The following is a 21,474-nucleotide window of genomic DNA, read 5'->3' as shown; positions in this document are numbered from 1 at the left end:
GGTAGGCGGGTGTCAACCTCCCGTTTCCCGAGGGGAGTTGTCCACAGTCCCGTCACGTTCCGTGCAGTTATCCACAGGGCTGGTCGGACGTCTTGCTCCTTGGCACAGTGGGGACATGCGGGGGTGGTGGCAGGACTTCACCGACCTGGTGCTGCCGGCGGACTGCGGTGGCTGCGGTCGCGCCCGTACGGCGCTGTGCGAGCCCTGTCGCGGAGCGCTGTACGGAGCCGCTCCGCGCCGGGTGCGTCCGATGCCCGCGCCGCCGGGGCTGCCCGCCGTGCACGCGGCGGCGCCCTACGCGGACGCGGTGCGTGCGGTGCTGCTCGCGCACAAGGAGCGCGGCGCTCTGCCGCTTGCGGGAGCGCTGGGCGAGGCGCTGGCGCGCGCGGTGTGCGCGGGAGCGGGTGCGTACCCGGACGGTGGGCCACTGCTGCTCGTCCCGGTGCCGTCGGCGCGGCGGGCCACGGCGGCGCGGGGGCATGATCCGGTGCGCCGGATCGCCCTGGCGGCGACGCGTGCGCTGCGGCGGGACGGGGTGCCGGCGCGGGTGCTGCCCGTGCTGCGGCAGCGGCGGGAGGTGGCGGACCAGTCGGGGCTCGACGCGCGACGGAGGCTGATGAACCTGACGGGTGCACTGCACGTTGTTCCGGGTAGGGAACGGTTGTTGGCGGCGGGACGGGTGGTGCTGGTGGACGACCTCATGACGACCGGCGCTTCGCTGACCGAGGCGGCCCGCGCATTGCGCGCCGCCGCGCCGACGGAAAGGGCGGTGTGCGTGCCGGGAGCGGAAAGCCCGAGGAGCGCGGGAAGCGGGGGAAAACTTCGAACACAGGCCGCGGTCGTTGCCGCTTCACCGGATTCTTTCGAAATAAACCGGAACTGACTGAGAACTTGCATCGTTGCAGGTAGTGAGAGTGCGCTTTCACCTGAACGGAGGTACGCGGCAGTAGAGGGTGACGACATCCGTCCGGGCGAGATATGTTCGGTTGTGAGGACTCCGGAGAAGCTTCCAAGAACCTTTCCGGGAAGTACGCCTCGTATATCCGAATGCCGCGCTGCCGTGATTGCCGAAGGGGTTACGGCAATCACCCGTAAGCGGTGGGGTGGAGATCTTGTCCACGGGGGAGGAGGAGGTGGAAGTCACCGAGTCCGAGGCTCCGGGGCTCACCGGAGTCTGGTGCAAAAGGGAGATGCTCCGCCTGTAGGAGCGGAGCTATCCGGGAACGGAGTTCTGCGTGGACATCGTCGTCAAGGGCCGCAAGACCGAGGTGCCCGAGCGGTTCCGCAAGCACGTGGCCGAGAAGCTGAAGCTGGAGAAGATCCAGAAGCTCGATGGCAAGGTGATCAGCCTCGACGTCGAGGTGTCCAAGGAGCCCAACCCCCGTCAGGCCGACCGCAGCGACCGGGTGGAGATCACACTCCGTTCGCGTGGGCCGGTGATCCGGGCAGAGGCATCCGCGAGCGACCCCTATGCGGCGCTGGACCTGGCCCAGGAGAAGCTGGAAGCCCGGCTGCGCAAGCAGCACAGCAAGCGCTCCTCCCGGCGTGGCAACGGCAGGCTGTCGGCGGCCGAGGTGGCCGACCGCGTCCCGGGCGCCGCGACGCTCAACGGGGACGGCTCACCCGCCGAGGACGCGTCGGACCAGGTGCCGACCAAGCGCATCGGTTCCCTCGAGATCCAGGGCGAAGGGCCGCTGGTGGTCCGCGAGAAGACCCACGTGGCCGCCCCGATGTCGCTCGACCAGGCGCTCTACGAGATGGAGCTGGTCGGGCACGACTTCTATCTGTTCGTCGACTCCGAGACCAAGGAACCGAGTGTCGTCTACCGGCGGCACGCCTACGACTACGGCGTCATCCACCTGAACACGGACCCGATGGTGGCCAAGGCCGACGCGGACGGGTCGCCCGGTGCGGGCGGTGCGCTCGGCGGCTGATGTTCCGCGGTGATCCGACCGTCGGTGCCCCTGGGGACGTCCATGTGCCCCCGGGGGCACCGGTGTGCGACCCCTTGGGGCACTGCACTGACGTCCCGGCATGAAATCATGGGCTCGCAGACCAACCCGCTTACTGCCGAAGCGGGTTGGCGGACCACACAGGCCTCGGCCTTCAGGGGGAGGAACGATGGCGGACAGTTTCGGACCGATGCGTGACGAGGATGCCGTTGACGGCGTCCGCGTCGGAGCGGGCATCGGCCAGGACGCCGACCTGGACGCCGCGCGCAAGGAACCGATCAGGGTGCTCGTCGTGGACGACCACGCCTTGTTCCGCAGGGGCCTCGAGATCGTCCTCGCCCAGGAGGAGGACATCCAGGTGGTCGGGGAGGCCGGGGACGGAGCGGAGGCCGTGGACAAGGCCGCCGATCTGCTGCCCGACATCGTGCTGATGGATGTGCGGATGCCCAAGCGCGGCGGCATCGAGGCCTGCACCTCGATCAAGGAGGTGGCCCCCAGCGCGAAGATCATCATGCTGACGATCAGTGACGAAGAGGCCGATCTTTACGATGCGATCAAGGCCGGCGCCACCGGCTATCTGCTCAAGGAGATCTCCACCGACGAGGTCGCCACGGCCATTCGCGCGGTGGCGGACGGGCAGTCGCAGATCAGTCCGTCGATGGCCTCGAAGCTGCTCACCGAGTTCAAGTCGATGATCCAGCGCACCGACGAGCGCAGGCTCGTGCCCGCGCCGCGCCTGACCGACCGCGAGCTGGAAGTCCTGAAGCTGGTGGCGACCGGGATGAACAACCGGGACATCGCCAAGGAGCTCTTCATCTCCGAGAACACCGTGAAGAACCACGTGCGCAACATCCTGGAGAAGCTGCAGCTGCACTCCCGGATGGAGGCCGTGGTGTACGCGATGCGGGAGAAGATCCTCGAGATCCGGTGAGATCCCGGCCCACGTCCGGGCCCCGGGGCGCGGTCCATGGCCTGTCCAGTGGATCGGGCCCTAGGCGGTGAGTGCCTTCGCCGCCGTCTTCACCGCCGCCGTCAGCGGTGCCCGCAGCTCCACGGGCGTGACCTTCTCCACCCGTACGGAAGTGCAGCCCACCCAGCCCGCGGCCTCCACCAGCGCCGAGGCCATCGGCTCCACCGCCTTCGCGGTGTCGAGCGAGGCGTGCCGGGCCACGAGCGTGCTGCCCTCACGCGCCGGGTCCACGCGGCCGAGCAGCCGCCCTCCGGAGAGCAGCGGCATGGCGAAGTAGCCGTACACCCGCTTCGGCTTGGGAACGTATGCCTCGAGGCGGTGCGTGAAGCCGAAGATCCGCTCCGTACGCGCCCGTTCCCAGATCAGTGAGTCGAAGGGCGAGAGCAGCGTCGTACGGTGCCGTCCGCGAGGCTGCGAGGCCAGCGCCGCCGGGTCGGCCCAGGCGGGCTTGGACCAGCCCTCGACCTCCACGGGGACCAGACCCGAGTCCTCGACCACCGCGTCGAACTGCTCGCTCCTGAGCCGGTGATAGTCGGCGATGTCCGCGCGCGTCCCCACGCCGAGCGCCTCGCCCGACTGCCGGACCAGACGCCGCAGACACTCCGCGTCGTCGAGGTCGTCATGCAGCAGCCGGCCGGGAAGGGCGCGCTCCGCCAGGTCGTACACCCGCTTCCAGCCGCGCCGCTCGGTGCAGACCACCTCGCCGTACATCAGCGCGCGCTCCACGGCGATCTTGGAGTCGGACCAGTCCCACCACTCGCCCTTGTTCTTCGCGCCGCCCAACTCGGTTGCCGTGAGCGGACCTTCGGCCCGCAGCTGCTTGATGACCTGCTCGTACGCCCCGTCGACCAGCTGGTGGTTCCAGTGCGGGCGGCTGCGGTACGCGCGGCGGCGGAAGGCGAAGAGCGGCCACTCCTCGACGGGCAGGATGCAGGCCGCGTGCGACCAGTACTCGAAGGCGTGACCGTCGGTCCAGTACGCGTCCTCGACCGTCCCCCGGCCGACGGCGCCGAGCCGTGCGTACGGAATCAGCTCATGGGACCGGGCGAGCACCGAGATCGTGTCGAGCTGGACCGACCCCAGATGCCGCAGCACCCCGCGCACCCCCGCACGCCGGTCGGGAGCGCCGAGGAACCCCTGGGCGCGCAGAGCGATACGGCGGGCGTCGTCGGCGGAGAGGGCGACGTCGGGCGTGGAGGTCATGTACGTACGGTACGAGCCGGCACTGACAACCGGCCGTCGGGGCAGTCCTGTTGTCAGTGCCCGCCGATAGCCTGGAAAGGGCTTCGGCCCCCGGGCGGGAGGGGACTGTCTCCGTCCAGGACCGTTCAGCTCTCGGCCGGCAGATACGCGTCCTGCGAAGGCAGCCCGAGATCGCTGGGCAGCAGCGAGGCGACCCAGGTGTCGCTGCGGGTGCCCTTGTTGAGCAGGCCCGAGCGCAGCGTGCCCTCCAGCTGGAAGCCGGCCTTCTCGGCGACCGCGCGCGAGGCGTGATTGCCGACCTCGGCCTTCCACTCGATGCGGTCGACGTGCAGCTCCTCGAAGCCCCAGCGCGTCACCGCGCGTACGGCCTCGGTCATATAGCCCTGGCCGCGGTGCTCCTTGACCGCCCAGAAGCCGATCTCGCGGGCGTTGCCGACACGCTCCATCAGACCGGTCACCGCCACCAGCCGGCCCTGCTCGTCGAGTACGGCGAAGCAGTACTCCTTGCCGCTGACCCAGGCCTCGGGGGCGATCGTCCCGGCGAAGCTCTCCGCGTCCTCGCGGCGGTACGGAACGGGGGTGGTCGTCCAGCGCCCGACCTCGGGGTCCTGGCAGGCCTCGTACACCGCGTCGATGTCCTGCGGGCCGAGCGGGCGGAGGGTCAGGCGGTCGGTGGTGAGGGTCACGGGGTCCATTGACGGATTCTCCGGCTGAGGGCTCACTCTTGGCCAGGGATTTTCGCGGGGAGCTGAGGGAGTGCGGCACCTTCCGGGGCCCCTGTCCGTTGGACCTGATGGTGGACCTCCCGAGGCGGTGGGCTCCTCGCATACGATGGCCGTTGCGGTGGGGTGCTCCTGCCGTCGCCGCACCACCACAAAACGACCGCCCCAGGCCGCCCGACCGGCAAGGAGACCAACCCTCGTGTCCGTCTTCAACAAGCTCATGCGTGCAGGCGAAGGAAAGATCCTGCGCAAGCTGCACCGCATTGCGGACCAGGTCAACTCCATCGAAGAGGACTTCGAAGGCCTCTCCGACGCCGAGCTGCGTGCGCTCACCCAGGAGTACAAGGAGCGCTACCAGGAGTACGTCGACAGCGAGGGCAAGTCGGGCGACAGCCTCGACGACCTGCTGCCGGAAGCCTTCGCCACGGTCCGCGAGGCCGCCAAGCGCGTCCTGGGCCAGCGTCACTACGACGTACAGATCATGGGTGGCGCCGCCCTGCACATGGGATACGTCGCGGAGATGAAGACCGGTGAGGGCAAGACCCTCGTCGGCACGCTCCCCACGTATCTGAACGCGCTGTCCGGCAAGGGCGTTCACCTGATCACGGTGAACGACTACCTGGCCGAGCGCGACTCCGAGATGATGGGCCGCGTCCACAAGTTCCTGGGCCTGAGCGTCGGCTGCATCCTCGCCAACATGACGCCGGCCCAGCGCCGCGAGCAGTACGCGTGCGACATCACGTACGGCACGAACAACGAGTTCGGCTTCGACTACCTGCGCGACAACATGGCCTGGTCGCAGGACGAGCTCGTCCAGCGCGGCCACAACTTCGCCGTGGTCGACGAGGTCGACTCGATCCTCGTCGACGAGGCCCGTACGCCGCTGATCATCTCCGGCCCGGCCGACCAGGCCACCAAGTGGTACGGCGACTTCGCCAAGCTGGTCCAGCGCCTGAAGAAGGGCGAGGCGGGCCAGCCGCTCAAGGGCATCGAGGAGACCGGCGACTACGACGTCGACGAGAAGAAGCGCACCGTCGGCATCCACGAGTCCGGTGTCGCCAAGGTCGAGGACTGGCTCGGCATCGACAACCTCTACGAGTCGGTGAACACCCCGCTCGTCGGCTACTTGAACAACGCCATCAAGGCCAAGGAACTGTTCAAGAAGGACAAGGACTACGTCGTCATCGACGGCGAGGTCATGATCGTCGACGAGCACACCGGCCGTATCCTCGCCGGCCGCCGCTACAACGAGGGCATGCACCAGGCGATCGAGGCGAAGGAAGGGGTGGACATCAAGGACGAGAACCAGACGCTCGCCACGATCACCCTGCAGAACTTCTTCCGCCTCTACAAGCGCGACGACTACGACAGCGGCCTGTCCGGCATGACCGGTACGGCGATGACCGAGGCCGCCGAGTTCCAGCAGATCTACAAGCTGGGCGTCGTGCCGATCCCGACGAACCGCCCCATGGTCCGCATGGACCAGTCGGACCTGATCTACCGCACGGAGAAGGCGAAGTTCGACGCGGTCGTCGACGACATCGCCGAGAAGCACGAGAAGGGCCAGCCGATCCTGGTCGGCACCGTCTCGGTCGAGAAGTCCGAGTACCTCTCGCAGCAGCTCTCCAAGCGGGGCATCCCGCACGAGGTGCTCAACGCCAAGCAGCACGACCGTGAGGCGATCATCGTCGCCCAGGCCGGCCGCAAGGGCGCCGTCACGGTCGCGACCAACATGGCCGGCCGTGGTACCGACATCAAGCTCGGCGGCAACCCCGAGGACCTCGCCGAGGCCGAGCTGCGCCAGCAGGGCCTCGACCCCGAGGAGCACATCGAGGAGTGGGCGGCCGCGCTGCCCGCCGCGATGAAGCGTGCCGAGCAGGCGGTCAAGGACGAGCACGACGAGGTCACCGACCTCGGCGGTCTCTACGTCCTCGGTACGGAGCGGCACGAGTCCCGTCGTATCGACAACCAGCTGCGCGGCCGTTCCGGCCGACAGGGCGACCCGGGCGAGTCCCGCTTCTACCTGTCGCTCGGCGACGACCTGATGCGCCTGTTCAAGGCGCAGATGGTCGAGCGCGTGATGGCCATGGCCAACGTGCCGGACGACGTGCCGATCGAGAACAAGATGGTCACCCGCGCCATCGCCTCCGCGCAGTCGCAGGTCGAGCAGCAGAACTTCGAGACGCGTAAGAACGTTCTGAAGTACGACGAGGTGCTCAACCGCCAGCGCGAGGTCATCTACGGCGAGCGCCGCCGCGTCCTCGAAGGCGAGGACCTGCACGAGCAGATCCGCCACTTCATGGACGACACCATCGACGCCTACATCGCGGCCGAGACCGCCGAGGGCTTCGCCGAGGACTGGGACCTCGACCGGCTGTGGGGCGCGTTCAAGCAGCTCTACCCGGTGAAGGTCACGGTCGAGGAGCTCGAGGAGGAGGCCGGTGACCGCGCCGGTCTGACCGCCGAGTTCATCTCCGAGGCGATCAAGGAGGACATCCACGCGCAGTACGACGCGCGCGAGGAGCAGCTCGGCTCGGACATCATGCGTGAGCTGGAGCGGCGCGTGGTCCTGTCGGTCCTGGACCGCAAGTGGCGCGAGCACCTCTACGAGATGGACTACCTCCAGGAGGGCATCGGCCTGCGCGCGATGGCGCAGAAGGACCCCCTGGTCGAGTACCAGCGCGAGGGCTTCGACATGTTCACCGCCATGATGGACGGGATCAAGGAGGAGTCCGTCGGCTATCTGTTCAACCTGGAGGTCCAGGTCGAGCAGCAGGTCGAGGAGGTCCCGGTCGAGGACGCGAAGCCGTCCCTCGACAAGGAGGACGCGGTCCCCGCGAGTGCTTCGCGCCCCGAGATCCGCGCCAAGGGCCTGGAGGCTCCGCAGCGCCGTGGCGGGCTGCACTTCTCGGCGCCGACCGTCGACGGTGAGGGTGGCGTCGTCGAGGGCGACCTGATCGAGGACGGTCCGGGCGGACCGGTGCGGTCGGCTGCCGACGGGATGACCCGGGCGGAGCGTCGCAAGGCGCAGAAGGGCGGCGGCCGCCGCCGCAAGAAGTAGCTTTCGCTGTACGTGGCCGGGGTCCCGCATTTGTGCGGGGCCCCGGTTTTCGTATGGGGCCTGGCTCGTGTGGGGCCCCGGTTTTCGTGTGGGCCCTGGCTCTCGTGTGGGCCCCGGTCTCCGTATCGGCCTGGGCGGGCTTACGCGGGAGCCCCGACCTCGACGGCGGCGCACTTCCAGCGGCGGTCGGGTCCCTGCTCCAGGCGGAAGGCCATGGCCCTGAGCTGGTCGCCGGCGGCGATACGGGCGAAGGCTTCGATCACGCCGTCCTCGGGGCGGTGCTCACCGCAGTCCCGGATGACGGGACGGGTGCCCCGGGTGCGCAGCGGGGTGCGCGGAGCGAGCCGTGCGAGCTGCTCGTAGGCGTCGCCCACGGTGTGGCTGAGCATCCAGTGCACGGGGCGGTGGCCGCTGAGGACGGCCAGGAGCCGTTCGGCGAACCAGTAGCGGATGACCGTCGGGCGCTGCTGGACGGGTACGCGGCGCGGCTCCCCCGGGCGGCGCGGGTCGCGGCGCGAGGCGGGCCCGCGGGGTGCCGGGCTGCGGCGGGACGTCGGGCGGGTGCTGCTTACGGTCATGGCAAGGTCCCCGTTCTGCCTGGTCGGGTGTGGTTACCCGGCGGTAGCTCTTGGGGTTCTTGTACGGGCAGGGCGGGCGCGGCCGCAATGCCGGGTGGGCGTGGGCCAGGGTGGCGGGAGAGTTCACCTATCAGGGTGGCCGCGCCCCGGGGCGGCGGGCCGGGCGAGGCCCGCGGTGGGCGTCGGGTTGACGGTTCGCGATGTCCTGGCGGCAGCTCGAAAGGGGACTCCCGCACGTATCCTGAAGGCCTTCCCACGTGACGTGGAAGCTCCATCCCGATGACGAAAGCGGCGGATACATGCGTGTCTACGTCCCCCTGACACTTGCCGGTCTCGTGCAGGCACACAAGGCGGCCGAGCTCGGACCGGGACCGCTGACGGCGTACGCGGTGACGCCGGCGCTGCGGGAGTGGTACGTGTCCGATGACATCGAGGAGCTGGAGTACGCGGCGCTCAGCAGGGCCGCGGCGGCCTCCCTGCGGCTGCTCGCCGGGGATCCCACGGCCGTGCCGCGCCGGGTCGTCGTGGCGGTCGACGTACCGGACGCCGACGCGGCCGTGGACCCCGACCGCGGGCTCGACCCCGGGGCGCTCGGCGAGGTCCGCCTGGCCAAGGCCGTACCGCTCACGAAGGCCGCGGCCGTCCATGTCGACGCGGACGAGGCGGTGGCGGACATCGCCGCCGCGGCTTCCGCGCTTGGGGCGGCGGATCTCGGCGACGACGACGCCCAGTTCACCGTGGACGGCGCCGAGGACCATGAGCTCCTGTGGTTCGCGACGCAGGAGATCCCGAACCTGATCGGCTGAGCGCCGACCTGGTCGGTTGGGCTCCGGCCTGGTCGGTTGGGCTCCGGCCTGGTCGGTTGGGCTCCGGCCTGGTCGGTTGGGCTCCGACCTGATCGGTCGGGCTCCGCCCGTCCCCGTACGAGCGGCTGGTCAGCCACGAGGTACGGACGGCTGGTTCGCCAAGCGGGCTGTCCGTACCGCGGTACCGGCGGCTAGTCCGCCACGCGCAGTGCCGCCAGCCGCTCCGCGAAGGGGACGACTTCGAACCCCTCCGCCGAGTCGACCGACGTGATCGCACCATGCAGCGAGCGGGGCGCGATCGCCGCGGCCGTGTCGACGTCCGGGGCGGCGGAGGGGACGGCGCCGTTCCCCGCGGGCGCCATGAAGCGCGCCAACTCCCGGCCCGCGCGGGCGATCCGCTGCGCGAGCCCCTCCTCGCCCCAGTCCTCGGACGCCGCGTAGACGGCGGTCGGCAGGACGAGGGCGCGCAGGTATGTGAAGAGCGGACGCAGCGCGTGCTCGGTGACCAGCGAGTGCCGGGCGGTGCCGCCGGTCGCGGCGGCGAGCACCGGCTTGCCGGTCAGCGCGTCCTTGTCGATGACGTCGAAGAACGACTTGAACAGGCCGCTGTACGACGCGGCGAACACGGGCGTGACCGCGATCAGTCCGTCGGCCGCCGCCACCGCGTCGAGCGCGGCGGCCAGCCGGGCGGGCGGGAAGCCGGTGGTGAAGTGCTGGGCGATCTCTGTGGCGAGGTCGCGCAGTTCGATCACTTCGACCTCGGCGTCCACGTGCTCCCGGGTCGCCGCCGTGAGGCGGTCGGCGAGCAGCCGGGTGGACGACGGGGAGCTCAGCCCCGCCGAGACGACGACGAGCTTCATGCGTGCGTGCCCTCCTTGTTCTCGGCGGCCGCGCGGGTCACGCGGGCGGCGTGGGTGGGTGCGTCGGGGACGTTCGCCGGCTTGAGGTTCGCGAACTCCTTGCGCAGCACGGGGACGACCTCCTCGCCGAGCAGGTCGAGCTGCTCCAGGACGGTCTTCAGAGGCAGGCCCGCGTGGTCCATCAGGAACAGCTGGCGCTGGTAGTCGCCGACATAGTCGCGGAAGGACAGGGTCCGCTCGATGACCTCCTGCGGGGAGCCGACGGTCAGCGGGGTCTGCGAGGTGAACTCCTCCAGGGACGGGCCGTGTCCGTACACCGGGGCGTTGTCGAAGTACGGGCGGAACTCCCGTACGGCGTCCTGGGAGTTCTTGCGCATGAACACGTGGCCGCCGAGGCCGACGATCGCCTGCTCCGGGGTGCCGTGCCCGTAGTGGGCGTAGCGCCGGCGGTACAGCTCCACCATCTGCTTGGTGTGGGACGCCGGCCAGAAGATGTTGTTGTGGAAGAAGCCGTCGCCGTAGTACGCGGCCTGCTCGGCGATCTCCGGGGAGCGGATGGAGCCGTGCCATACGAACGGCGCGACGCCGTCGAGCGGGCGGGGCGTGGAGGTGAAGGACTGCAGGGGCGTACGGAACTTGCCTTGCCACGTCACCACGTCCTCGTCCCACAGCCGGCGCAGGAGGGCGTAGTTCTCGACGGCGAGATCGATGCCGTCGCGGATGTCCTTGCCGAACCAGGGATAGACAGGGCCGGTGTTGCCGCGGCCCATCATCACGTCGACGCGGCCGTCCGCGATGTGCTGGAGCATCGCGAAGTCCTCGGCGATCTTCACCGGGTCGTTGGTGGTGATCAGTGTGGTGGAGGTGGAGAGGATCAGGTTCTCGGTGCGGGCGGCGATGTAGCCGAGCATCGTCGTGGGCGAGGACGGGACGAACGGCGGGTTGTGGTGCTCGCCGGTCGCGAAGACGTCGAGGCCGACCTCTTCCGCCTTGAGTGCGATGGCGAGCATCGCCTTGATCCGCTCGTGCTCCGTGGGGGCGCGACCGGTGGTCGGGTCGACCGTGACGTCGCCGACGGTGAAGATCCCGAACTGCATGGCTGCTCACCTTCACTGGTTGTTTAGGATTCAACTATATCAGCCGAACGGTGCGGCGGGTGCGGCTATTCCCGGGCTCTGCCCGTGCGGGCGGGGGTGTCAGTGGGCCTGGTCCGGTGCGGTGCGGTCCGGTCGGGCTTGGTCCGGGGTGCGGTCCCGTTGCCGGGTGCGGGTGGCGCCTGCGGCGGGCGGGATTTCCCCTACCCGCCCCTTCCCGAAACCGGGGCTCCGCCCCGGACCCCTGCATCCGAACGAAGTTCGGATCTGCTCAAGCGCCGCAGGGGCTGGTTGATTGCCGCAGCACCCACGCAGCGAAACCGCCTGAGGGCCTGCCGACCAGGGTGTCGGTGGGAGTGGGTACCGTCGAGGCATGGGGAAGCAAGCGCACATCGTCTGGGACTGGAACGGGACGCTGTTCCACGACATCGACGCCGTCATCCAGGCCACCAACGCCTCGTTCGCCGAGATCGGGCTCGCGCCGATCACGCTGGAGCGGTACCGGGAGCTTTACTGCGTGCCCGTGCCCAAGTTCTATGAGCGGCTGATGGGGCGGCTGCCGACCGCCGACGAGTGGGTCGTCATGGACGAGGCGTTCCACCGGCACTACTGGGCGTTCGCCGAGTCCGCGGGGCTCGCGGAGGGGGCGTCCCGGCTCCTCGCCGAGTGGCAGTCGGCCGGGCTCACCCAGTCGATGTGCTCGCTCGCGCCGCATGAGCGGCTGCTGCCGATCGTCCGTACGCACGGGATCGAGGAGCGGTTCGTGCGGGTCGACGGGCGCGTGGGGGACTCCACCGAGGGCAAGGCGCTGCAGATGGCGCGCCATCTGGCGGCGCTGCCCGGGATCGATCCCGGGCGGTCCGTCGTGATCGGTGACGCGGTCGATGACGCGCTGGCCGCGGCGCACGTGGGGGCCCTCGCCGTGCTGTACACCGGGGGGTCGCACAGCAGGGCCAGCCTGGCCGCGGCGGGGGTGCCGGTGGTCGACACCCTGGCGGACGCGGTGGCCGAGGCGGAGCGCCTGGTGGCGTAGCCCCGCCCCGGTCTGCCGGACGGTCAGGTGACCGGCGCCTTCGCCCGCAGCACCGTGAGGAACTCGCGCATCCAGCGGGAGTGATCCGGCCAGGCACGCGCCGACACCAGCGTGCCGTCGACCACGGCCTCCGCGTCCTGGAAGGTCGCGCCGGCCGACTGCATGTCCAGCTCAAGGGCCGGATACGCCGTGACGCGGCGCCCGCTCAGGCTGCCGATCGCCGCCGTGAGCAGCGGGCCGTGGCAGATCTGGGCCACCGGCTTGTCCGTGTCGAAGAAGGTCTTGATGATCTTCCGGAGTTCCGGGTCGTTGCGCAGGTACTCGGGTGCGCGGCCGCCCGGGATCACCAGCGCCACGTACTGCCCGGGGTCGACCTCCGAGAAGGCCAGGTCGGCAGGCCAGGTGTAGCCGGGCTTCTCCGTGTACGTGTCGAAGCCCGGCTCGAAGTCATGCACCACGAACTGGAGCTTCTTGCGGGCCGGCGCCGCGATATGCACGTCGTAGCCCTCTTCGCGCAGCCGCTGGTAGGGGTAGAGGACCTCCAGGGATTCCGCCGCGTCACCCGTCACGATCAGGATTTTTGCTGACATCGCCGCTCCCGCTCCCCATGAGATGTGGACCCCGGGCGCCCGGTGGGACGGCCGGGCCGTCCCGGTCAACGTGCCCCCGCGGCGGGCGTTTGCCAAGAGGGGCCGTCGCAGAAACGGCCCGATACGCCCCTTCCGTACCCCGCGTCGCTGTCCGGAACGTCAAAGTTCACCCCCAGCTTTTGTGCCCATACGGCACATGCCGGTCCCCGGGGAGAGAGCGATAGCCTGTAGGGCGTGATCAGTGCGATAAGCCGCGGGGGCATCGGAGCCCCCTGCCTTCGCCCGGCCGACCGCCGGGCGCGGGAGGCCGTTGAGATCTCGTTCCGGGGCGCGCCAGCGACATTGGCCGATTACGCCCCTCGCTCTTCCGATTGCGGCATACCGTCGACAGCGACCCCCACCCCGGGCGCGACGTTGTGCCGTAATTTTCATGAGTTCAGTGAGTTCAGTGCGTTTGCTGAGTTCGCCGAGTTCGACCGATTCCTTCTACGTCACGCAACGGCGCGCGACAGGAGCAGAGGACATGCAGACCAAGCTGGACGAAGCCAAGGCCGAGCTGCTCGCAAGGGCCGCCCGAGTCGCTGAGCACAGCCCGGTCGGGGGACAGCTCCCGACCGGTGCCACGCGTGAGGACGACAAGCCGGACGGCGACACCGTTCTCACGTATCTCCAGCGCTACTACCTGCACACGGCGCCCGAGGACCTGACCGACCGCGACCCGGTCGATGTCTTCGGTGCCGCGCTATCGCACTACCGCCTGGCCGAGAACCGGCCGCAGGGCACCGCGAACGTCCGGGTGCACACCCCGACCGTCGAGGAGAACGGCTGGACCTCCAGCCACTCCGTGGTCGAGGTGGTCACGGACGATATGCCGTTCCTCGTGGACTCGGTGACCAACGAGCTGTCCCGCCAGGGCCGCGGCATCCATGTCGTGATCCACCCCCAGGTGGTCGTACGCCGTGATGTCACCGGCAAGCTGATCGAGGTCCTCGCCGACAACACCGCGGCGCAGGCGGCCGCGGAGGCCGGGCACGAGACGCTCGTCGAGTCCTGGATCCATGTCGAGATCGACCGCGAGACCGACCGCGCGGACCTCAAGCAGATCACCAACGATCTCCTTCGCGTCCTGTCCGACGTCCGCGAGGCCGTCGAGGACTGGGAGAAGATGCGCGACTCCGCGCTGCGCATCGCCGAGGACCTGCCCTCCGAGCCCACCGCCGACGACCTGCGCGAGCAGGACATCGAGGAGGCCCGCGAGCTGCTCCGCTGGCTGGCCGCCGACCACTTCACGTTCCTCGGCTACCGCGAGTACGACCTCACCGACGACGACTCGCTCACCGCCGTGCCCGGCACCGGCCTCGGCATCCTGCGCTCCGACCCGCAGCACTCCGGCGGCGACGAGGCCCATCCGGTCAGCCCGTCGTTCAACCGGCTGCCCGCCGACGCCCGCGCCAAGGCCCGTGAGCACAAGATCCTGGTGCTCACCAAGGCCAACAGCCGCGCCACCGTGCACCGACCGAGCTACCTCGACTACGTGGGCGTCAAGAAGTTCGACGCCGAGGGCAACGTCGTCGGCGAGCGCCGCTTCCTCGGCCTGTTCTCGTCGGCCGCGTACACCGAGTCCGTGCGCCGCGTCCCGGTGATCCGCCGCAAGGTCGAGGAGGTGCTCAAGGGCGCCGGCTTCTCGCCCAACAGCCACGACGGCCGCGACCTGATGCAGATCCTCGAGACGTATCCGCGCGACGAGCTCTTCCAGACGCCGGTCGACGAGCTGCGCGAGATCGCCACCAGCGTGCTCTACCTCCAGGAGCGCCGGCGCCTGCGGCTCTACCTGCGCAAGGACGAGTACGGGCGCTACTACTCGGCCCTCGTCTACCTGCCGCGCGACCGCTACACCACCGGTGTGCGGCTGCGGATCATCGACATCCTCAAGGAGGAACTGGGCGGCGCCAGCGTCGACTTCACCGCCTGGAACACCGAGTCGATCCTGTCCCGGCTGCACTTCGTCGTCCGGGTCGCGCCGGGCACCGAGCTGCCGGAGCTCTCCGACGCGGACAAGGAGCGGATCGAGGCGCGGCTCGTCGAGGCCGCCCGCTCCTGGGCCGACGGCTTCGCCGAGGCGCTCAACGCCGAGTGCGGCGAGGAGCGCGCGGCCGAGCTGCTCCGCAAGTACTCGGGCGCTTTCCCCGAGGGCTACAAGGCCGACCACTCGCCGCGCTCCGCGGTCGCCGACCTCGTGCACCTGGAGGCCCTCGGCAAGAGCGAGCAGGACTTCGCGCTCTCGCTCTACGAGCCCGTGGGCGCAGGGCCCGGCGAGCGCCGCTTCAAGATCTACCGCTCCGGCGAGCAGGTCTCGCTCTCCGCGGTCCTGCCCGTGCTGCAGCGGCTCGGCTGCGAGGTCGTCGACGAGCGTCCGTACGAACTGCGCTGCAGCGACCGCAGCAACGACGCCTGGATCTACGACTTCGGTCTGCGCATGCCGAAGTCGAACGGCAACGGCGACTACCTCGCCGACGACGCCCGCGAGCGCTTCCAGCAGGCCTTCGCCGCCGTGTGGACCGGTGAGGCCGAGAACGACGGCTTCAACTCCCTGGTCCTGCGCGCCGGTCTGAACTGGCGGCAGGCGATGGTGCTTCGCGCGTACGCCAAGTACCTGCGCCAGGCGGGCGCCACGTTCAGCCAGGACTACATGGAGGACACCCTCCGCAACAACGTCCACACCACGCGCCTGCTGGTCTCGCTGTTCGAGGCCCGGATGTCCCCGGACCGCCAGCGCGCCGGCACCGAGCTGACCGACGGGCTCCTCGAAGAGCTCGACGGCGCGCTCGACCAGGTCGCATCCCTCGACGAGGACCGGATCCTGCGGTCCTTCCTCGTGGTCATCAAGGCGACCCTGCGCACAAACTTCTTCCAGGAGGCCGCGGGCGGCAGGCCGCACTCCTACGTCTCGATGAAGTTCGACCCGCAGGCCATCCCGGACCTGCCGGCGCCCCGCCCCGCGTACGAGATCTGGGTGTACTCGCCCCGCGTCGAGGGCGTGCACCTGCGCTTCGGCAAGGTCGCGCGCGGCGGTCTGCGCTGGTCCGACCGGCGTGAGGACTTCCGTACGGAGATCCTCGGCCTGGTCAAGGCGCAGATGGTGAAGAACACCGTCATCGTGCCGGTCGGCGCCAAGGGCGGCTTCGTCGCCAAGCAGCTGCCCGACCCCGCCAAGGACCGCGACGCGTGGCTCGCCGAGGGTGTCGCCAGCTACAAGACCTTCATCTCGGCGCTGCTCGACATCACCGACAACATGGTGGCCGGCGAGGTCGTGCCGCCCGCCGATGTCGTACGGCACGACGAGGACGACACGTATCTCGTGGTCGCGGCCGACAAGGGCACGGCGACGTTCTCGGACATCGCCAACCAGGTCGCCGAGTCGTACAACTTCTGGCTCGGCGACGCCTTCGCCTCCGGCGGCAGCGCGGGCTACGACCACAAGGGCATGGGCATCACCGCCCGCGGCGCCTGGGAGTCCGTGAAGCGGCACTTCCGCGAGCTCGGTGTCGACACCCAGTCCGAGGACTTCACGGTCGTCGGCGTCGGCGACATGAGCGGTGACGTGTTCGGCAACGGGATGCTGCTCTCCGAGCACATCCGCCTGGTCGCCGCCTTCGACCACCGGCATATCTTCATCGACCCGAACCCGGACGCGGCCGTCTCCTACGCCGAGCGCCGTCGTCTGTTCGAGCTGCCCCGCAGTTCCTGGGCCGACTACAACACCGAGCTGCTCTCCGCGGGCGGCGGGATCTTCCCCCGTACGGCCAAGGCGATCCAGCTCAACGCGCACATCCGCGAGGCGCTCGGCATCGAGTCCGGGATCGCGAAGATGACCCCGGCCGAGCTGATGCAGACGATCCTCAAGTCGCCGGTCGACCTGCTGTGGAACGGCGGCATCGGCACGTACGTGAAGTCGTCCGCCGAATCGCACACGGACGTCGGCGACAAGGCCAACGACGCGATCCGTGTCGACGGCGCGGACCTGCGCGTCAAGGTCGTCGGCGAGGGCGGCAACCTGGGCCTGACCCAGCTCGGCCGCATCGAGTTCGCGCAGCACGGCGGCCGCGTCAACACCGACGCGATCGACAACAGCGCGGGCGTGGACACCTCGGACCACGAGGTGAACATCAAGATCCTGCTGAACGCGGTCGTCTCCGACGGCGACATGACGGTCAAGCAGCGCAACAAGCTGCTCGCCGAAATGACCGACGAGGTCGGCCAGTTGGTGCTGCGCAACAACTACGCGCAGAACACCGCCCTGGCCAACGCCCTCGCGCAGTCCTCGTCCATGCTCCACGCCCAGCAGCGCTTCATGCGCACGCTGGTGCGCGAGGGCCGGCTCGACCGGGCCATCGAGTTCCTGCCGACCGACCGGCAGATCCGCGAGCGCCTCGGCAACGACCTGGGTCTGACCCAGCCGGAGACGGCGGTGCTCCTCGCGTACACGAAGATCACCGTCGCCGAGGAGCTGATCTCCACCGGGCTCCCCGACGACCCGTATCTGCAGAGCCTGCTGCACGCCTACTTCCCGACGGCGTTGCGGAGCAAGTTCACCGAGCAGATCGAGGCGCACGCGCTGCGCCGCGAGATCGTCACGACGGTCCTGGTGAACGACACGGTCAACGCGGGCGGCACCAGCTTCCTGCACCGGATGCGTGAGGAGACCGGCGCCTCGCTCGAAGAGGTCGTACGGGCGCACACCGCGGCCCGTGAGATCTTCGGGCTCTCCGAGGTGTGGGACGCGGTCGAGGCCCTGGACAACGTGGTCGCCGCCGACGTCCAGACCCGGATCCGGCTGCACTCGCGCCGGCTCGTGGAGCGCGGCACCCGCTGGCTGCTCAACAACCGCCCGCAGCCGCTCGAGCTGGCCGAGACCATCGGCTTCTTCAGCGAGGGCGTCCACCAGGTGTGGGCCGAGCTGCCGAAGCTGCTTCGCGGCGCGGACCTCGAGTGGTACCAGCAGATCTTCGAGGAGCTGACCGCGGCCGCCGTCCCGGAGGAGCTGGCGCAGCGCGTGGCCGGGTTCTCCTCGGCGTTCCCGACGCTCGACATCGTGCTGATCGCCGACCGTGTGGGCAAGGACCCGATGGCCGTCGCCGAGGTCTACTACGACCTCGGGGACCGGCTCACCATCACGCAGCTGATGGACCGGATCAGCGCCCTGCCCCGTGCGGACCGCTGGTCGTCCATGGCCCGCGCGGCGATCCGCGAGGACCTGTACGCGGCGCACGCGGCGCTCACCTCGGACGTCCTGTCCGTGGGCAACGGCAGCTCGACGCCGGAGCAGCGGTTCAAGTCCTGGCAGGAGAAGAACGCCGCGATCCTGGGCCGTGCGAAGACGACCCTGGACGAGATCCAGGGCTCGGACTCGTTCGACCTGGCGAATCTGTCGGTGGCGATGCGCACGATGCGGACGCTGTTGCGCACGCACTCGTAACGGGATAACGCCTCCTGACCGAGCACCTCGGAGCCGACCGCTCCGAGGTGCTCGGCCCTTTTTGCGGGGATGGCCGTGGGTTTCCGGTGCTGAGGTCCGTGGGTTTCCGGCGCCGAGGTCCCTGGGTTTCCGGCGCCGAGGTCCCTGGGTTTCCGGCGCCGGGTGCCATGGAGCTGACGCCCCTACACGGTCTTTATGCTGTTAAATCGGGCATTTGGGTTAAGGTGGGTGCGATTGTGTACGCGCACCGAGGACCTCAGATGCTGACGAAGACCCTTGAGTCACCGACGCCCCTGCCTGCGGCCTGGGCGGACACCGCGCTGACCGTCGTCATGCCCACGTACAACGAAGCGGGCAACCTGCCGCGGATGACCGAGACGCTGATGGCGCTCGGCGAGGAGCTGCCGGGCTTGAGCCTGCTCGTCGTGGACGACTCCAGCCCCGACGGCACCGGCGACCTGGCCGAGTCCCTGGCCGAGCGCTACAACACCGGCCGTACCCGGATGCGCGTGCTGCACCGCACCGAGAAGGACGGCCTCGGCCGCGCCTACGCGGCGGGCATGACTCGTGCCGTCGAGAACGGCGCCGCATACGTGCTGCAGATGGACGCCGACGGCAGCCACCCCGCCGGGAAGATCGCCGAGCTGCTCGGCGTCGCGCTGTCCACCGGCGCCGGTGTCGTGGTCGGCAGCCGCTACGTGCCGGGCGGCTCGCTCTCGGACACCTGGGGTGCGCACCGCAAGCTGCTCTCGCGCTGGGCCAACACCTATGCGAGCGCGATCCTCGGCACCCGCGTCCGCGACATCACCGGCGGCTTCAACCTCTGGCGTGCGGACACCCTGCGCGCGATCGACCTCGCGTCGGTCGGCAGCGCGGGCTACAGCTTCCAGGTCGAGATGAAGTACGCGGCGCTGCGCCGCGGCTTCGGCGTCATGGAGGTGCCGATCCACTTCGAGGACCGCACGGTCGGCGAGTCGAAGATGAACTTCGCGGTGCAGCTGGAGTCCATGGCGATGCCGTGGAAGCTGCGTGCCGCCGCCCGGGGCCGGCGCTGAACACCCGCCGCGCAGAGACGAGTTGGTGAGCATCCCACGATGACCACATTGCAGGACACCCCCACCGTGGCGCTGCCGGAGGCGGCGCCGCGCCCTCGCGCGCGCCGTATGGTCCGCTACGGCAAGGAGCTGGCGAAGTTCGCGATCGTCGGCGGCAGCGGTGTCGGCGTCAACTTCGTCGTCTTCAACCTGCTGCTGCACGGCCTCGGTTGGGGCGCGATGACGGCCACGGTGCTCGCGAGCTGTATCGCCATGGGCACCAACTACCTCGGCTTCCGCTTCTTCGCCTACCGGGACCGCGACAAGCGCACCAAGCAGCAGATCCTGCTGTTCTTCGTGTTCAGCGGGATCGGGGTCGCGGTCGAGAGCGGCCTGTTCTACGTGGCGTACCACGGCATGGCGATGGACGGACCCCTCGGCTCGAACATCGCCAAGGCCGGTTCGATCGTGCTGGCGTCCGCGTTCCGCTTCCTGGTGTACCGGACCTGGGTCTTCCAGCATGACGCGCAGCGGGGGTGAGGTGACGCGCGCCGCGGCCGAACAGCCCGGCGCGCCGGATCCGCACCGTCCCGCAGCGTCCCCTCCGCTCGCGCCCGCCGCCGATTCGGCCGCGCCGCGGGCGGTGGCACGTGGGGCGGTGCTCCTCATCGGGGCCCTGCTGCTGCTCGTGGTGGTACGGCTGCCGTGGGTGGGCGACCTCGGTGTCCATGCGGCGACGATCGAGCGGCTGCGCACGGATCTGCTGTCGCCGGGCAACCCGATGGTCGACGCCGCCGGTGACAGCCCGTACTACTCGCCGTGGATGCTGCTGCTCGGCATCCTCGCGAAGCTCACCGGACTCGGTACGTTCACCGTCCTGCGGATCGCCGCTCTGGTCTCGCTCGCCCTGCTGCTGACCGGCATCCCGCATTTCATCCGGACCTTCACACGGCGCCGCTCCGCGCCCGCGCTCGCCGTCCTCTGCGTACTGCTCCTGTGGGGTCCCGCCGTCTTCGAATGGAGCGGCTTCCTCGGACTGAACTCGCTCGCGCTCACCGTCGCCTACCCGAGCACCTTCGCGCTCGGCCTGTCCTTCCACTTCTGGGCCCTGCTCACCAAGGCCGTGCGCTCCTCGGCGAGTTGGCCGGTCTGTGTCGCACTCGGTCTGCTGTGGGCCGTGATCATGCTCAGCCACCAGTTCACCGGGGTGGTCGCGACCTTCGGGGCGCTCGGTGTGCTCACCGGCGCGCGGCCCTGGCCCGAGCGCGGTGCCTGGCTGAGGCTCGGGGCGGGCATGGCGGCCGGGTTCGTGCTGCTCGCCGGGTGGCCGTACTACTCGTTCTTCGGGCTGCTCGGCGTGGGCGGCCTCGAGGAGATCCACCGTCCGCTGTACAGCGATCTGCTGCCGCACTTCGGGTTCGCGCTGATCGGTGTGGTGGCCCTGGTCCTGCGCCTGCGGCGCGACCGCCGCGATCCGCTGGTGGTCTTCTTCGCGCTCGGCCTGCTGATGGTGACGGCCGGCGGTCTCACCGGCCACTACTCCTGGGGCAGGGCGCTGCCCGCCGTACTGATTCCGGCCCAACTGGCCGCCGCGCTCGCCATGGTGACGGGCGGCACCCGGCTCGTGCGCAACGCGTTCGCCGCCGTGGTGGGAGCGGCGCTGGTCGCGGGCGCGTGGACCCAGTCGGGCGTGCTGGGCTATGTCGTACGCCAGGACGCCCTGCCGCCGGCCGTGCGCGAGAAGACCAGACAGCCGTGGGCCGGATACGCGTGGATCACCCGCCATGTGCCGTACGGGGACACGGTGATGGTCAAGGGGCGGGCGGCGCGCCAACTCCCGGCGTACGGGCCCTATACGGTCGCGCCCGGCTACCCGGACTTCTTCCTGCCGGACCAGGAGCAGCGTCTGGCCACGGTGGCCGAGTACTTCGCGCCGGACGCCTCCCGCGCGCAACGCCTCGACGCGCTGCACCGCTACGGGGCGCGGTGGGTGCTCCAGTGGCGCAGCGATGGTGGTCTGCCGGCGTCGGACCCGGCGCTGGAACAGGTGGCCGTAGGGCCGAACGGGCAGGTGCTGTACCGGGTCGTGGACTGA

Annotated in this window: 16 protein-coding genes; 10 read left to right on the top strand and 6 right to left on the bottom strand. The window is 69.7% G+C overall.

The genetic code is table 11. From position 1 onward, the window contains the following. The first annotated feature begins 115 nt into the window (after positions 1 to 115). The 3 genes from ABT367_RS18370 (at position 116) to ABT367_RS18360 (ending at position 2,883) form a co-directional block, all read left to right on the top strand. Positions 116 to 883 carry a ComF family protein gene (locus ABT367_RS18370; protein WP_352254122.1) on the top strand — a complete coding sequence of 256 codons (768 nt, stop codon included), beginning with the start codon at positions 116 to 118 and terminating at the stop codon, positions 881 to 883. Positions 884 to 1,235: 352 nt separating this feature from the next. Beyond that, positions 1,236 to 1,934 (top strand): ribosome hibernation-promoting factor, HPF/YfiA family, encoded by a 699-nt coding sequence (gene hpf / locus ABT367_RS18365; RefSeq protein WP_434975487.1) that lies wholly within the window; start codon positions 1,236 to 1,238, stop codon positions 1,932 to 1,934. A gap of 187 nt (positions 1,935 to 2,121) precedes the next feature. After that, positions 2,122 to 2,883 carry a response regulator gene (locus ABT367_RS18360; protein WP_199549334.1) on the top strand — a complete coding sequence of 254 codons (762 nt, stop codon included), beginning with the start codon at positions 2,122 to 2,124 and terminating at the stop codon, positions 2,881 to 2,883. 60 nt (positions 2,884 to 2,943) lie between these two features. On the opposite strand, the gene ABT367_RS18355 is transcribed toward ABT367_RS18360, so the two are convergent. Beyond that, the gene (locus tag ABT367_RS18355) at positions 2,944 to 4,125 is read right to left on the bottom strand and encodes a winged helix-turn-helix domain-containing protein (RefSeq protein ID WP_352254121.1); all 1,182 of its coding nucleotides are present in this window, start codon (positions 4,123 to 4,125) and stop codon (positions 2,944 to 2,946) included. 125 nt (positions 4,126 to 4,250) lie between these two features. After that, a complete protein-coding gene (locus ABT367_RS18350; RefSeq protein WP_352254120.1) occupies positions 4,251 to 4,820 on the bottom strand; it encodes a GNAT family N-acetyltransferase in 570 nt (189 codons plus the stop codon). A 226-nt stretch (positions 4,821 to 5,046) separates the two neighbouring features. On the opposite strand from ABT367_RS18350, the gene secA reads away from it, so the two are divergent. After that, positions 5,047 to 7,908, top strand: coding sequence for a preprotein translocase subunit SecA (gene secA / locus ABT367_RS18345; protein ID WP_352254119.1), 2,862 nt, complete (start codon positions 5,047 to 5,049; stop codon positions 7,906 to 7,908). A 140-nt stretch (positions 7,909 to 8,048) separates the two neighbouring features. On the opposite strand, the gene ABT367_RS18340 is transcribed toward secA, so the two are convergent. Beyond that, positions 8,049 to 8,486, bottom strand: a complete 438-nt coding sequence (locus ABT367_RS18340; RefSeq protein WP_352254118.1) for an Rv3235 family protein — start codon at positions 8,484 to 8,486, stop codon at positions 8,049 to 8,051. Positions 8,487 to 8,785: 299 nt separating this feature from the next. Between ABT367_RS18340 and ABT367_RS18335 the strand changes: the two genes are divergently transcribed. Further along, the gene (locus ABT367_RS18335) at positions 8,786 to 9,292 is read left to right on the top strand and encodes a DUF6912 family protein (protein ID WP_352254117.1); all 507 of its coding nucleotides are present in this window, start codon (positions 8,786 to 8,788) and stop codon (positions 9,290 to 9,292) included. 191 nt (positions 9,293 to 9,483) lie between these two features. Here the strand turns inward: ABT367_RS18335 and ABT367_RS18330 are convergent, their stop codons facing one another. After that, positions 9,484 to 10,152, bottom strand: a complete 669-nt coding sequence (locus ABT367_RS18330; protein WP_352254116.1) for a CE1759 family FMN reductase — start codon at positions 10,150 to 10,152, stop codon at positions 9,484 to 9,486. Beyond that, positions 10,149 to 11,249 (bottom strand): LLM class flavin-dependent oxidoreductase, encoded by a 1,101-nt coding sequence (locus ABT367_RS18325; protein ID WP_352254115.1) that lies wholly within the window; start codon positions 11,247 to 11,249, stop codon positions 10,149 to 10,151. Before ABT367_RS18325 ends, ABT367_RS18330 begins: the two co-directional genes overlap by 4 nt. A 370-nt stretch (positions 11,250 to 11,619) precedes the next feature. Here ABT367_RS18325 and ABT367_RS18320 point away from each other — a divergent pair, with 370 nt between their 5' ends. Next, positions 11,620 to 12,279: an HAD family hydrolase gene (locus ABT367_RS18320; RefSeq protein WP_352254114.1), complete on the top strand. Its 660-nt coding sequence runs from the start codon at positions 11,620 to 11,622 to the stop codon at positions 12,277 to 12,279. Between the two features lie 23 nt (positions 12,280 to 12,302). On the opposite strand, the gene ABT367_RS18315 is transcribed toward ABT367_RS18320, so the two are convergent. Then, entirely contained in the window at positions 12,303 to 12,869 is a 567-nt protein-coding gene (locus ABT367_RS18315; protein WP_352254113.1) for a DJ-1/PfpI family protein, read from the bottom strand. Positions 12,870 to 13,392: 523 nt separating this feature from the next. Between ABT367_RS18315 and ABT367_RS18310 the strand changes: the two genes are divergently transcribed. The 4 genes from ABT367_RS18310 (at position 13,393) to ABT367_RS18295 (ending at position 21,474) form a co-directional block, all read left to right on the top strand. Next, the gene (locus ABT367_RS18310; protein ID WP_352254112.1) at positions 13,393 to 18,345 is read left to right on the top strand and encodes an NAD-glutamate dehydrogenase; all 4,953 of its coding nucleotides are present in this window, start codon (positions 13,393 to 13,395) and stop codon (positions 18,343 to 18,345) included. Between the two features lie 260 nt (positions 18,346 to 18,605). Then, positions 18,606 to 19,400, top strand: coding sequence for a polyprenol monophosphomannose synthase (locus tag ABT367_RS18305; RefSeq protein WP_352254111.1), 795 nt, complete (start codon positions 18,606 to 18,608; stop codon positions 19,398 to 19,400). A 39-nt stretch (positions 19,401 to 19,439) separates the two neighbouring features. After that, positions 19,440 to 19,919 (top strand): GtrA family protein, encoded by a 480-nt coding sequence (locus ABT367_RS18300; protein WP_352254110.1) that lies wholly within the window; start codon positions 19,440 to 19,442, stop codon positions 19,917 to 19,919. Further along, positions 19,900 to 21,474 (top strand): hypothetical protein, encoded by a 1,575-nt coding sequence (locus ABT367_RS18295; protein WP_352254109.1) that lies wholly within the window; start codon positions 19,900 to 19,902, stop codon positions 21,472 to 21,474. The genes ABT367_RS18300 and ABT367_RS18295 overlap by 20 nt, the downstream gene beginning before the upstream one ends.

Source organism: Streptomyces mesophilus, assembly GCF_040300965.1.
Classification (GTDB): Bacteria; Actinomycetota; Actinomycetes; order Streptomycetales; family Streptomycetaceae; genus Streptomyces; species Streptomyces mesophilus_A.
The sequence above is the reverse complement of the archived record's forward strand: the minus strand, read 5'-3'. Positions and strand labels throughout refer to the sequence as shown.

Bases quoted from the DNA above. Each gene is read 5' to 3' on its own strand.
- ABT367_RS18295 (WP_352254109.1), top strand. From the start codon at position 19,900: ATGACGCGCAGCGGGGGTGAGGTGACGCGCGCCGCGGCCGAACAGCCC.
- ABT367_RS18335 (WP_352254117.1), top strand. From the start codon at position 8,786: ATGCGTGTCTACGTCCCCCTGACACTTGCCGGTCTCGTGCAGGCACAC.
- ABT367_RS18305 (WP_352254111.1), top strand. From the start codon at position 18,606: ATGCTGACGAAGACCCTTGAGTCACCGACGCCCCTGCCTGCGGCCTGG.
- ABT367_RS18315 (WP_352254113.1), bottom strand. From the start codon at position 12,869: ATGTCAGCAAAAATCCTGATCGTGACGGGTGACGCGGCGGAATCCCTG.
- ABT367_RS18320 (WP_352254114.1), top strand. From the start codon at position 11,620: ATGGGGAAGCAAGCGCACATCGTCTGGGACTGGAACGGGACGCTGTTC.
- ABT367_RS18370 (WP_352254122.1), top strand. From the start codon at position 116: ATGCGGGGGTGGTGGCAGGACTTCACCGACCTGGTGCTGCCGGCGGAC.
- ABT367_RS18330 (WP_352254116.1), bottom strand. From the start codon at position 10,152: ATGAAGCTCGTCGTCGTCTCGGCGGGGCTGAGCTCCCCGTCGTCCACC.
- ABT367_RS18310 (WP_352254112.1), top strand. From the start codon at position 13,393: ATGCAGACCAAGCTGGACGAAGCCAAGGCCGAGCTGCTCGCAAGGGCC.
- ABT367_RS18350 (WP_352254120.1), bottom strand. From the start codon at position 4,820: ATGGACCCCGTGACCCTCACCACCGACCGCCTGACCCTCCGCCCGCTC.
- ABT367_RS18355 (WP_352254121.1), bottom strand. From the start codon at position 4,125: ATGACCTCCACGCCCGACGTCGCCCTCTCCGCCGACGACGCCCGCCGT.
- ABT367_RS18300 (WP_352254110.1), top strand. From the start codon at position 19,440: ATGACCACATTGCAGGACACCCCCACCGTGGCGCTGCCGGAGGCGGCG.
- ABT367_RS18325 (WP_352254115.1), bottom strand. From the start codon at position 11,249: ATGCAGTTCGGGATCTTCACCGTCGGCGACGTCACGGTCGACCCGACC.
- ABT367_RS18340 (WP_352254118.1), bottom strand. From the start codon at position 8,486: ATGACCGTAAGCAGCACCCGCCCGACGTCCCGCCGCAGCCCGGCACCC.
- ABT367_RS18360 (WP_199549334.1), top strand. From the start codon at position 2,122: ATGGCGGACAGTTTCGGACCGATGCGTGACGAGGATGCCGTTGACGGC.